This window comes from Streptomyces morookaense (assembly GCF_013030945.1).
Lineage (GTDB): Bacteria > Actinomycetota > Actinomycetes > Streptomycetales > Streptomycetaceae > Streptomyces > Streptomyces morookaensis.
The window spans coordinates 1-11,111 of the sequence record NZ_JABBXF010000076.1; the positions used below are offsets into that span (position 1 = coordinate 1).

11 protein-coding genes and 1 pseudogene are annotated in these 11,111 nt (G+C 72.7%); 9 read left to right on the forward strand and 3 right to left on the reverse strand.

All coding sequences use genetic code 11. The features are described 5' to 3' along the window. Nucleotides 1-334, reverse strand: a 334-nt coding sequence (locus HG542_RS27125) for a lysophospholipid acyltransferase family protein (protein ID WP_171085915.1), incomplete at its 3' end; no start/stop codon positions are given. 225 nt (nucleotides 335-559) lie between these two features. Here HG542_RS27125 and HG542_RS27130 point away from each other — a divergent pair. The 3 genes from HG542_RS27130 to HG542_RS27140 all read left to right on the forward strand — a co-directional run bounded on the left by HG542_RS27130 (nucleotide 560) and on the right by HG542_RS27140 (nucleotide 2,939). After that, nucleotides 560-1,729 carry a glycerophosphodiester phosphodiesterase gene (locus tag HG542_RS27130; protein WP_171085917.1) on the forward strand — a complete coding sequence of 390 codons (1,170 nt, stop codon included), beginning with the start codon at nucleotides 560-562 and terminating at the stop codon, nucleotides 1,727-1,729. Between the two features lie 105 nt (nucleotides 1,730-1,834). Continuing rightward, nucleotides 1,835-2,365 carry a sigma-70 RNA polymerase sigma factor region 4 domain-containing protein gene (locus tag HG542_RS27135; RefSeq protein ID WP_171085919.1) on the forward strand — a complete coding sequence of 177 codons (531 nt, stop codon included), beginning with the start codon at nucleotides 1,835-1,837 and terminating at the stop codon, nucleotides 2,363-2,365. A gap of 73 nt (nucleotides 2,366-2,438) precedes the next feature. After that, the gene (locus HG542_RS27140; RefSeq protein ID WP_171085920.1) at nucleotides 2,439-2,939 is read left to right on the forward strand and encodes a GNAT family N-acetyltransferase; all 501 of its coding nucleotides are present in this window, start codon (nucleotides 2,439-2,441) and stop codon (nucleotides 2,937-2,939) included. Between the two features lie 13 nt (nucleotides 2,940-2,952). On the opposite strand, the gene HG542_RS27145 is transcribed toward HG542_RS27140, so the two are convergent. Both HG542_RS27145 and HG542_RS27150 read right to left on the reverse strand, forming a co-directional pair. Continuing rightward, on the reverse strand, nucleotides 2,953-3,390 hold the full coding sequence (locus HG542_RS27145; protein WP_171085922.1) for a hypothetical protein: 438 nt from the start codon (nucleotides 3,388-3,390) through the stop codon (nucleotides 2,953-2,955). A 2-nt stretch (nucleotides 3,391-3,392) separates the two neighbouring features. Continuing rightward, nucleotides 3,393-3,752, reverse strand: a complete 360-nt coding sequence (locus HG542_RS27150) for a hypothetical protein (protein WP_171085924.1) — start codon at nucleotides 3,750-3,752, stop codon at nucleotides 3,393-3,395. Between the two features lie 474 nt (nucleotides 3,753-4,226). Here HG542_RS27150 and HG542_RS27155 point away from each other — a divergent pair, with 474 nt between their 5' ends. From HG542_RS27155 to HG542_RS27180, 6 genes and pseudogenes are all read left to right on the forward strand, one after another. Beyond that, the gene (locus tag HG542_RS27155; RefSeq protein ID WP_171085926.1) at nucleotides 4,227-5,276 is read left to right on the forward strand and encodes a methionine ABC transporter ATP-binding protein; all 1,050 of its coding nucleotides are present in this window, start codon (nucleotides 4,227-4,229) and stop codon (nucleotides 5,274-5,276) included. Then, a complete protein-coding gene (locus tag HG542_RS27160; RefSeq protein ID WP_171085929.1) occupies nucleotides 5,273-6,049 on the forward strand; it encodes a methionine ABC transporter permease in 777 nt (258 codons plus the stop codon). The genes HG542_RS27155 and HG542_RS27160 overlap by 4 nt, the downstream gene beginning before the upstream one ends. A 91-nt stretch (nucleotides 6,050-6,140) precedes the next feature. Further along, complete coding sequence (locus tag HG542_RS27165) at nucleotides 6,141-7,010, forward strand: MetQ/NlpA family ABC transporter substrate-binding protein (RefSeq protein WP_171085931.1); 870 nt, start codon at nucleotides 6,141-6,143, stop codon at nucleotides 7,008-7,010. 154 nt (nucleotides 7,011-7,164) lie between these two features. Then, nucleotides 7,165-7,815: a GNAT family N-acetyltransferase gene (locus HG542_RS27170; RefSeq protein ID WP_171085933.1), complete on the forward strand. Its 651-nt coding sequence runs from the start codon at nucleotides 7,165-7,167 to the stop codon at nucleotides 7,813-7,815. Between the two features lie 120 nt (nucleotides 7,816-7,935). Further along, nucleotides 7,936-9,147 (forward strand): precorrin-6y C5,15-methyltransferase (decarboxylating) subunit CbiE, encoded by a 1,212-nt coding sequence (gene cbiE / locus HG542_RS27175; protein WP_171085935.1) that lies wholly within the window; start codon nucleotides 7,936-7,938, stop codon nucleotides 9,145-9,147. Nucleotides 9,148-9,366: 219 nt separating this feature from the next. Beyond that, a pseudogene (locus HG542_RS27180) lies at nucleotides 9,367-11,111 on the forward strand (hypothetical protein); the annotation flags it as partial.

Genomic DNA, 11,111 nt, shown 5'->3' on the forward strand with positions numbered 1-11,111 from the left:
CCTTGCCCTCGTCGAGGATCCGGCGGCCGGTCATCAGCGCGGCCACACCGCCGTTGCCGCCGTCGCGGTCGACCGGGACCATGCCCGAGGAGCTGAAGAACCACGCCATCAGCCGGCCCTTGAAGCCCTTGCCCGTGACGTACTCGTTCTTGCCGATGAAGTAGACCTGGCGCTTGACGATCAGGGACACGAACAGCGAGTCGATGAACGTCGTGTGGTTTCCGGCGAGGATCACCGGGCCGGTCCCGGGGATGTGCTCCGCCCCCTCGACCTTCGGTCGGTACAGGACGCGCATGAGCAATCCGAGAATCGCCTTGAGCACAATGCGGGACAACGGGTCCTCCGGTCGTGGTGGTCATGTCAGCGCAGCCGCTGACGATACTCGCGGGTACGGGTGCTGTGCACACCGGGTTTCGGCGACACGAAACAGAAAGTTGACGTGAGTTGGCCCTCTGTTTCGGTCATGTCCTTCTGGGCAGCGGTCGAACGACTTTACGATCACCCCGTCTGACAGGTGCCGGACAGTACGGCGCCGGAAGAACAAGGAGCAGGAGCGTACATGCAGCAGGAGCAGCGTCCGGGCAGGCGTTCGTTGCTGGGGGCCGCGGCGGCCCTCGGCGCGGGAGCGGTGGTCCTGGGCAGCGGGGCGGGTCCGGCGGCAGCGGCGCAGCAGCGGAGTGCGGGCGGCCACGGCAAGGGCGGTTCGTACCGGGACCTGCCGGTGCCGACGGTCATCGGGCACCGCGGGGCCTGCGGATACCGGCCGGAGCACACCTTCGGCTCCTACCAGTTCGCACTCGACAACGGCGCCGACGTCATCGAGCAGGACCTCGTCCCCACCAGGGACGGGCATCTGGTCTGCCGTCACGAGAACGACATCACGCAGACCACCGATGTCGCCGACCACGCGGAGTTCGCGTCCCGCAAGACCACCAAGGTCGTCGACGGCGAGTCCCACACCGGCTGGTTCACCGAGGACTTCACCCTCGCCGAGCTCAAGCGGCTGCGCGCCAAGGAGCGCATCCCGGGCAACCGGCAGCACAACACCCTCTACGACGGCCGCTGGGACGTGCCCACCTTCGAAGAGGTCCTCAAGTGGGCCGACGAGCAGGGCCGCAAGCGGGGCCGGCGCGTCTGGCTGCACTCGGAGACCAAGCACGCCACCTACTTCCGCAAGCTGGGCCTGGGCCTCGAGGAGCCGCTGGCGAAGCTGCTGCGCCGGTACGGCCGGCACCGCGCCGACTCGCCGCAGTTCCTGGAGTCCTTCGAGCCGAGCAGCCTGCAGCGGCTCACGAAGCTGGGCGTCCACGCCCCGAAGATCTTCCTCCTGGACGACCTCACGACCCGGCCGTGGGACTTCGTCGAGGCGAAGGACCCGCGCACCGTCGCCGACCTCATCACGCCGCAGGGCCTGAAGTGGATCGCCGGTTTCGCCGAGGGCATCGGGCCGTGGGTGCAGCAGATCATCCCCCGGGATGCGAACGGCAAGCTCGGCGAGCCCACCACACTCGTCCGCGACGCGCACGCCGCCGGGCTCATCCTGCACCCGTACACCATGCGCAACGAGAACACCTTCCTGCCCGCGGACTTCCGGCGCGGCAGCGACCCGAACGCCTACGGCGACGCCTTCGGGGCCTTCAAGGCGTACTACGCCACGGGCATCGACGGCATCTTCTCGGACAACTGCGACACGGCGGCGTTCGCCCGGGCGGACTTCCTCAAGAAGTGACCTCTGGTCACCTTTGGTCTCGCTATGGCGGTGGGTAACCACTCGGACGAGTGATTACCCACCGTTCCGGAAACCGCCCGGGCGGGGCCGGATGTCCCGTCCCGCATGACGTCGAACGATCTCCTCACCCGGCTGCGCCCCCTGCTGGCCGCCGAATGCGCGGCCGAGGCCCACGCGGCGGGCATGGAGGCGGCCGATCTCGAACAGGCCGTCTGGCTCAGGCTGCTGAGCGGCGCCGGGGCGCTGTCCCGGACGGCCGACACCGCGCTGCGGATACGGGCGGCGGTCCGGGCCGAGACCCGCGCCTGGCGCCGTCGGGCCCGGCGCGAGGTGCCCTACGACCCGGTCGCCGCCGAACCGTCCGGCGGGCGGCTGGAGTCGGGGGTGGAACAGGCCGTGCTGACCGCCGAGACCGGGCGGCAGGTGCGGGCCGCCGTCCGCCGCCTGCCCGGCCGCTGCCCCGGGCTGCTCTCGGCCCTGCTCTCCTCCCGCGATCCGACATACCGAGAAATCGCAGGGGAGTTGGGTATCTCACAAGGATCTTTGGGGCCCGTACGTTCCCGTTGCCTGGGATGCCTGCGCAGAATGCTCATGGCGGAGATTGCGGCTCCTGGACGCGGGGGAGAGGAGCGTTAGACAACCGGCGCCACGGAGCGGCGTGCATCTGGGCGGCTCCTGCCAGGGCGGACCGATTACGGGAGGCGTGCGCATGGGCATGAGCGTGACCATCTCGGCTGCGGGCGACAGCGATGCCGAGCAGATCCTCAAACTGCAGTACCTCTGCTACCAGGACGAGGCCGAGCTCCACGGCGACTGGTCCATCGAGCCGCTGACCCAGAGCCTCGACGCCCTGCGCGCCGAACTGGCCGGGAGCCGCGTCCTGGTGGCCCGGCTCGGCGCGGAGGTCGTCGGCTCGGTGCGCGGCACCGTCGGCGCCGACGGCACGGCGGTCATCACGGGGCTCATCGTGCACCCGCGGATGCGGCGGCACGGCCTGGGCGGCCGGCTGCTGGCGGCGATCGAGGAGCGGCTGGCGGAGGAGTGCTCGGCCAAGCGCTACCGGCTGGCCACCGGCCGCCGCGGCGAGGGCGGCCTGCGCCTGTACCGCCGCTGCGGCTACGCGCCCGTCGGCACCGAACGGGTCACGCGCACGCTGACCCTGATCACCTTGGAGAAGGATGCGGCGCCCGCTTTCGTGACGAGCGCCTAGCCGGGGGCGCCCCTTACGGGGCGGGCCGCTGTCCGGCGCGACGCAGCCACATCATCGCCGTCACCGGCAGGATCACCGGGATGAAGAGGTAGCCCATCCCGAAGTCCGACCACACGGTGGCGTCGGGGAAGGCGGACGGCTCGACGACGGTCCAGGTGCCGACCAGCAGCACCCCGGCCAGCTCGGCGGCGCAGCACACCAGCGCCGCCCTGCGGGCCGTGTTCCCGCCGCGCACCAGGGAGTACGTGATGAAGGCGTACACCACGGCGGCGGCCGCCGACAGGACGTAGGCCAGCGGTGCGCGGCCGAAGTCCAGGATCATCTGGACGACCGAGCGGGACGCCGCGGCGACGGTGAACACCCCGTACAGCCAGACCAGCAGCCGGCCCGGGCCCTGGCCGAGGTCGAAGCCGCCCTTGGCGGCGGTGGACGCGGTGGTGGGCTCGGTCATCGTCAGCCTCCCCAGATGTCGTAGAGCCGTACTTCCAGCACGGCGAGGATCACGGCGCCCGCCGCCACCGTGGCCGAGCCCCAGCGGGTCCGCTCGGCCAGCGACATGAAGGCCGCGGCCGGGATCGCGGCGGCCGAGCCCAGCAGGTACGCGACGAAGATCGTGGTGCCCTGGTGCGGCTTGTCGCCGCCCACCAGCCGCACCACGCCGACGGCGAGCTGGATCACGGCGAGCAGGGTGACCACGGCCATGCCGATGAAGTGCCAGTCCTTGGTGGCCTGGTCGCGCGAGAAGGCGAAGCCGCACCAGGCGGCCAGCACGAGGGCGGTCAGACCGACGGCGAGCGTCAGCGCGTCGATCACCGCGGCTCCCGGGCGGCGCGGACGGACGGATGGGGCATGACAGGCATGGGACGACTGTAGTGGCCCGCCCGCGCGCCCCCGCGCGCGGGCCTGCGAGGTCCACTGTGTGATCACGCCTGTCCGGTATTCGGACAGGCGTGGCTGATTCGCACGCACTTCTGTTTTACTGGCTCGCATGACCACGACGAGCAGCCGCACCCTTGCGACCGAGGCGATGATGACGCCCGGTGCTCGTTGCATGTGTCGAATGTGTGACTGCTGAGGGCCCCCTTTGCCTCGCGCCCCGAAGCGAGACCCCCCTGAGCCCGGAGTCGGCATTTTCCGCCGCCCGGACTGCTCGGCCCCGCGTCACCAGGAATCCCCCAGCAGCGCTTCAGCGCCTCCGGGGACGATCCCCCCTGAAGCCGCATTCCGCAATGCATGCCCGTGCGCCGGCGTCACCGCCGCCGCGCACTCGACAGTGACGGAAACTCTGTGATCACCACTACGGGCCTGACCAAGGTCTACCGCTCACGAGGCCGCGAGGTCACCGCCCTCGACGGCGTCGATCTGCACGTCCGTGAGGGCGAGGTGTACGGCGTCGTCGGCCAGAGCGGCGCCGGCAAGTCGACCCTCATCCGCTGCGTCAACCTGCTGGAACGCCCCAGCTCCGGCACGGTCACCGTGGCGGGCCAGGACCTCACCGCGCTCGCCGGGCGCGGCCCGCGCGCCGGAGTCGAACTGCGCAGGGCACGCAGCCGCATCGGCATGGTCTTCCAGCACTTCAACCTGCTGTCCTCGCGCACCGTGCAGGCCAACATCGAGCTGCCGCTGGAGATCCTCGGCGTCTCCGGCAAGGAGCGCAGCCGCAAGGCCCTCGAACTGCTCGACCTGGTCGGCCTCGCCGACAAGGCCAAGGCCTACCCCGGCCAGCTCTCCGGCGGCCAGAAGCAGCGCGTCGGCATCGCCCGCGCCCTGGCCGGCGACCCCAAGGTGCTGCTCTCCGACGAGTCCACCTCCGCGCTGGACCCGGAGACCACCCGCTCCATCCTCCAGCTGCTGCGCGACCTCAACCGGCAGCTCGGGCTGACCGTCCTGCTCATCACGCACGAGATGGACGTCGTCAAGACGATCTGCGACTCCGCGGCCCTGATGAAGGGCGGCCGCGTCGTCGAGTCCGGCACCGTCGCCGAGCTGCTGGCCACCCCCGGCTCCGAGCTCGCGGCCGAACTCTTCCCCGTCGGCGGCGAGCCCTCCGGCCCCGACCGCACCGTCGTGGACGTCACCTTCCACGGCGAGGCCGCGACCCAGCCGGTCATCTCCCAGCTGTCGCGCACCTACAACGTCGACATCTCGATCCTGGGCGCCGCCATGGACACCGTCGGCGGCAGGCAGATCGGCCGGATGCGCATCGAACTCCCCGGCCGCTTCGAGGAGAACGTCGTCCCCATCGGCTTCCTGCGCGAGCAGGGCCTGCAGGTGGACGTCGCGGACGTCAGCACGCCGGCGCCCGCCGCCGCTGCCCTGAAGGAGAGTGCCAAGTGACCTGGACCGAGATGCAGCCCCTGCTGCGCGACGCCTGTCTGGACACCCTCTTCATGGTGTGGTGGTCCACCGTCTACGCCGTCGTCGGCGGACTCCCGCTCGGCATCCTGCTGGTCCTCACCGACCGCGGGGCGCTGCTGCAGAACGTCGTGGTGAACAAGGTCCTCGGCGCGGTCGTCAACCTCGGCCGCTCGCTGCCCTTCATCATCCTCCTGGTCTGGCTGATCCCCTTCAGCCGCCTGCTGATCGGCACCTCCATCGGCCCCAGCGCGGCCGTGGTCGCCCTGACCATCGGCGCCATCCCGTTCTTCGCACGGCTCGTGGAGACCGCCGTCCGCGAGGTCGACCACGGCCTCGTCGAGGCCGTCCAGTCGATGGGCGGCAGCACCTGGACCGTCGTCCTCAAGGTGCTGCTCCCGCAGGCCCTGCCCTCCCTCGTCGCCGGGCTGACCACCACCGTCATCGCCCTCATCGGCTACTCGGCCATGGCCGGCGCGGTCGGCGGCGGCGGACTCGGCAACCTCGCCATCACCTACGGCTACATGCGCCACGAGACCGGCCTGATGAACACCACCATCGTGCTGCTCATCGTCATCGTGACGCTCGTCCAGCTCGCCGGCGACCTCGTCGTCCGCAGCCTCTCCCGGCGCGGCGGCCGTCAGGCCGCACCCGTGGGCCTGCGACGCCTGCGCCGCCGGGCCGCCACCGCCCCCGTCGCCGCACAGCCCGTCCCCGTACTGGCCGAGCCGGCCGAGGCGGCGGAAACCCCCTGACCCCCCGGGGCCGGCGGCCCCGCGGAACCCCACGAGCCCGGACCCTTTGCCGGGCGGCATCACCTCGTGATCCAGGAAAGAGGCACTCTTCGTGCGTACCACCGTCAAGCTCACCGCCGCCGTCGCGGCCGCCGCCGCGCTCACCCTCGGTCTGAGCGCCTGCAGCGCCCCCTCCGACACCACCTCCGCCTCGACGAAGAAGGGCAAGGACGCCGACCCGGCGGCCAAGCTCGTCGTCGCCGCCAGCCCCACCCCCCACGCCGACATCCTCAACTTCGTCCGCGACCACCTCGCGGCGAAGGAGGGCCTGAAGCTGGAGGTGAAGGAGTTCAACGACTACGTGCTGCCCAACACCGCCACCCAGAGCGGTGAGGTCGACGCGAACTTCTTCCAGCACAAGCCCTACCTCGACGACTTCAACAAGAAGAACAAGACGGACATCGTGCCCGTCGTCAACGTCGAGATCGAGCCCCTCGGCCTCTACTCCAAGAAGGGCAAGAAGGTCGCCGACCTCGGCTCCGGCTCCACCATCGCCGTCCCCAACGACGCCACCAACGAGGGCCGCGCGCTCAAGCTGCTCGCCGACAACGGCATCATCAAGCTCAAGGACGGCGTCGGCGCCGAGGCGAAGCTCTCCGACGTCGAGGACGACAAGGGCGTGAAGTTCACCGAGCTGGAGGCCTCCCAGATCCCGGCCCGCCTGGGCGACGTGGACGCCGCCGTGATCAACGGCAACTTCGCCATCTCCGCCAAGCTCAACCCGGCAAAGGACTCCCTGGCCCTGGAGAAGGCCGAGAACAACCCGTATGCCAACTTCCTCGCCGTCAAGAAGGGCAACGAGTCCGACCCCCGGATCCAGAAGCTGGCCAAGCTCCTCAACTCCGACGAGGTGAAGAAGTTCATCCAGGAGAAGTTCAGCAACGGCGCCGTCATCCCCGCCTTCGGCCCCGTCAAGAGCTGACACCTTGTAATCTCGGCCGTCCGTACGGTCGCAGGCCCCGCGCGCGCCCCGGCGTGCGCGGGGCCCACGCGCTTGGCGCACTCACATGCCGATGCTGCATGCTGGTGCACCCGAGCGAACCCGAGCACCCTTGCCCTCGGCGTTGGAGCAGCGCATGACTTCCACCTTTCCGGACATCTCCATCAGTACGGACCGGCTGGTGCTGCGCCCGTTCGAGGCCGGGGACGTGCCCGCCCTCGCGGAGATGATGAACGACGAGCTCATCACCGCCTGGACCACCGCCCCGCACCCCTACACCACCGCCCACGCCCGCGACTGGGCCCTGCGCCGCGCACCCGGGGAACGCACCTCCGGGAGCGGAATCGTCTTTGCGGTCACCGAGTTCCTCACCTCCCGCCTCGTCGGCTCCGTGTACCTGCACAACACCGACTGGCACACGCTGTGCGCCGAGATCTCCTATGTCACCGCGCCCTGGGCCCGCGGCGAGGGCTACGCATGCGAATCCGTGCTCGCCGCCGCCGAGTGGCTGTTCCACGACCAGAAGTTCGAACGCCTCGAACTGCGCACCGCCGCCGACAACACCGCCGCCCAGCAGGTCGCGCAGAAGATCGGCTGCATCAGCGAAGGCGTCCTGCGCAACGCCTGGATAGCGCGCAGTCGCACCGAGGACGGCGGCTGGACGGACATCCGCACCGACCTCATCGTCTGGAGCCTGCTCCCCGAGGACCTTGACGAGGTGCGGGAACAGCACAACGGCGGCTACGACTACTCCGACTACGCCGCCGCCCTCCCCGACTGGCGCTGACCCCGCCGGGCCCCCGCCCCGCCCTGGTCCGGACCAGCCCGGGGTACTCTCACCCTGCCTGCACCGCCGTGCGGCCGACCGAAGCGCCCGACCCGAGACAAGCCCAGGAGACAGACGACGATGGCCGACCGGGTCACGGTGATCGGGTGGGACGGCTCACCGCTGACGGACGCGGCCCGCTCCGCCATGGGCGCCGCCACCCTGGTCGCCGGCGCGGCACACCACCTGGCCCTGCCCGGGATCCCGGCCGGCGCCGAGCGCATCCGCCTGGGCAGCATCGACCTCGCCGCCCGCCGCATCGCCCAGCACCGCGGCTCCGCCGTGGTGCTCGCCGACGGCGACCCCGGCTTCTTCGGCGTCGTCCGCACCCTGCGCGCCCCCGAACACGGCCTCGAGGTCGAGGTGGTGCCCGCCGTCTCCGCCGTCGCCGCCGCCTTCGCCCGGGCCGGCATGCCCTGGGACGACGCCCAGGTCGTCGTCGCCCACGCCCGCGACCTGCGCCGCGCCGTCAACGTCTGCCGCGCCCACCCCAAGGTCGCCGTCCTCACCTCGCCCGGCGCCGGCCCCGCCGAACTCGCCCTGCTCCTCGGGCCCGTCCACCGCACCTTCGTCATCTGCGAGGAACTGGGCACCGAGCACGAGCGCGTCACCGTCCTCACCTCCGACCGGGCCGCCGACCACACCTGGCGCGACCCGAACGTCGTCATCGTCATCGGCGGCTCCGGCACCGGCGCCACGGGCGGCGGCTGGATCGCCGGACGCGACCCCGGCTACCCGCCGGCCCTCCGCGGCTGGGCGCTGCCCGCCGACGCCTACGGGACCCCGCTCGGCGAGGGCGAGTCCACCGAACTGCGGGCCGCCCAACTCGCCCGGCTGGGGCCCCGCGTGGGCGACCTCGTCTGGGACATCGGCTCCGGCAGCGGCGCGGCCGCCGTCGAGGCCGGCCGGTTCGGCGCCGCCGTCATCGCCGTCGACCGCGACCCCGAGGCCTGCGCCCGCACCGCCGCCGCCGCGCGCCGCCACGGCGTGCAGCTCCAGGTCGTCTGCGGCACCGCGCCCCAGGTGCTGGAGGACCTCCCCGAACCCGACGTCGTGCGCGTCGCCGGCGGCGGCGCACCGGTCGTCGCGGCGTGCGCGGCCCGCCGCCCCGAACGGATCGTCAGCCACGCGGTCACCCGGGACGAGGCCGAGGCCGTCGGCCGTGTCCTCGCCGAGGGCGGCTATGCGGTGGAGTGCACCCTGCTGCAGGCAGTGGAGTTGGACACAAGCGCCTGGACCGAGCGCGAACGGGCCGTAACCTTCCTGCTCAGCGGCCATCGCCCGCACGGGTGAGATCGCGGACGTACACCCGACCGGGGTAGGCTGGCGGACCGTTGTGCGGCCGCCCGGTGTCGCACACCACAGTCATCAATGCACCGAACGCGTCCCCCTTTTGGCGGGCACAGGGCAGGGTGGCAGCGGTGGCACGCACGTGCCGCGAGGCATGGACGCTCGTTGTGTGTATGGGCGTCAGCGGTTGGAAGGAGCACTACCGATGGGCGAGGGGTACGCATGACCGACACCGGCCGGTTCCCGGGCGAGGGACAGCCGGAGAACGCAGGCGCACTGCCCGGGCACCCGCTCCCCGCGGATGCGCCGGCTCCTGCCGACACCGGAAGCCCGGCTCCGTACACCTTCCTCGACCAGGCGGACACCGCCGACGAGGACGACCTGCTGCTGATGCCGGGCGCCCAGGGCGCCTGGATGGAACAGCCGACCCTCCAGGGCGGCGGCACGCACGAGTCGGGTGGCCGGGACACCGGTTCCGTCGACTTCACCGGCGTCCGCACCCAGCCCCCCGCGGCCCCGGCCGCTCCCACCGCTTCCTCGGCGGCCCGCCGTCCGCTGCACATGGGCCCGCCCGTGCCGGACCCGTCGAGCGGTGGCGTCGTCCGCTCCCTCGCGGACCGCGGCCCGGCCGCGCCGCAGCCGCCGGCCGGCCCGGCCGTGCCCCAGGCCGACGCGGTCCCGACTGCGCCTGCCGCGGAGCCGGTTGTGGCCTTCGTCCCGTCGCAGAACACCGGTGGCGTCACCCCGGCCGGGGGCGCCGCCGACTCGATAGTGGCCGGTGCAGGGACGCCCGCCGGCGGTGCCGAGCCGGTGCAGCCGCCGGCCGAGGCGGCTGTTCCCGTGCAGGCTGCGCCGGTGCAGCAGGCGCCCGAGACGGTTGCCGCGGCGCCGGTTGCCGCCGCCCCGGAACCGGCCGCGCCCGTTGTGGAGGAGCCCGCACCGCAGGCCCCGGCCGTGGTCGTGCCCGAGCACACCGCGCCGGTCCAGGAGGAGCCGGCACAGCCGGCCGCGCCTGCGGCGCCGGAGCCCGTGGCCGCTCCGGCGCACGAGGAGCCCGCGCAGCAGGCCGCCACCCCGGTGGTGGCGCCGGATCAGGTCGCCCCTGCGGCGGGCGAGTCCGCGCCGCAGGCGGAGGCGGAAGCCGCTCCGCAAGCAGTGCAGCCCGTGCAGCAGCCCGTCGTGGCGGAGAGCGCCCCGGCCCAGAACACCGCTCCCGCGCAGACCGAGCCCGTCGAGCAGACGGCAGGTCAGCCGGCCGCGCCGGAGCCGATCGCGGCCGTGGCCACGCAGGAGCCCGCCCCGGTGCAGGAGGCCCCCTCCGTGTCCCCGGAGCCCGTACCGGCCTCGCCCGCTCCGGCGCAGGAGATGCAGCAGGAGCCCGTCCAGGCCGCCCCCGTGGAGCCGACGGCCCCTCAGCCTGCCGCGCAGGAGGAGCCCGTTCCCGCGGCGGACGTGACGGTCCCGGTGCAGGCCGTTCCGGTGCAGGACGAGCCCGTCGTGCCGGCGGCCGCCGAGGCGGCCGTGCCGGCGGAGGCCCCGTCTGCCGTGCCGGAGCCGGCCGTTCACGCCCCCGCCGCACCGGAGGCCCCGTCGGCGACCCCGGCGGACGCGCCCGAGCAGGCCGCTGCCGAGCCGGAGCCGGCCGCTGCCGCGCAGACCGAGCCCGAGCTGCCCGAACCGGCCCCGGCCGCACAGCAGCCGGCCCCCGCGCAGACCGAGCCGACGGCGGCCCCGGACGCCGTTGCCGAGCCGTCGCAGGATGACGTGCCGCAGACCGGCCCCGAAGCAACAGCGGTGACCCCGGCGGCTGTTGCCCAGCACCCCGAGTCGGCGCCCGGGCCCACGGCGCCCGCGGCCGACGCGCCCGAGCCGGAGCAGGACACGCCGGCGCAGGCCGGGCCCGTGACGGAAGCGGCCCCGGCCGCCGTCCCGGAGCCGGTCCCCGCCCACCCCGAACCGGCCGTGCC

Excerpts from the sequence above, each read along its gene's own strand:
- HG542_RS27140 (WP_171085920.1), top strand. The coding sequence starts at position 2,439 with ATGGGCATGAGCGTGACCATCTCGGCTGCGGGCGACAGCGATGCCGAG.
- HG542_RS27145 (WP_171085922.1), bottom strand. The coding sequence starts at position 3,390 with ATGACCGAGCCCACCACCGCGTCCACCGCCGCCAAGGGCGGCTTCGAC.
- HG542_RS27170 (WP_171085933.1), top strand. The coding sequence starts at position 7,165 with ATGACTTCCACCTTTCCGGACATCTCCATCAGTACGGACCGGCTGGTG.
- HG542_RS27135 (WP_171085919.1), top strand. The coding sequence starts at position 1,835 with ATGACGTCGAACGATCTCCTCACCCGGCTGCGCCCCCTGCTGGCCGCC.
- HG542_RS27130 (WP_171085917.1), top strand. The coding sequence starts at position 560 with ATGCAGCAGGAGCAGCGTCCGGGCAGGCGTTCGTTGCTGGGGGCCGCG.
- cbiE (WP_171085935.1), top strand. The coding sequence starts at position 7,936 with ATGGCCGACCGGGTCACGGTGATCGGGTGGGACGGCTCACCGCTGACG.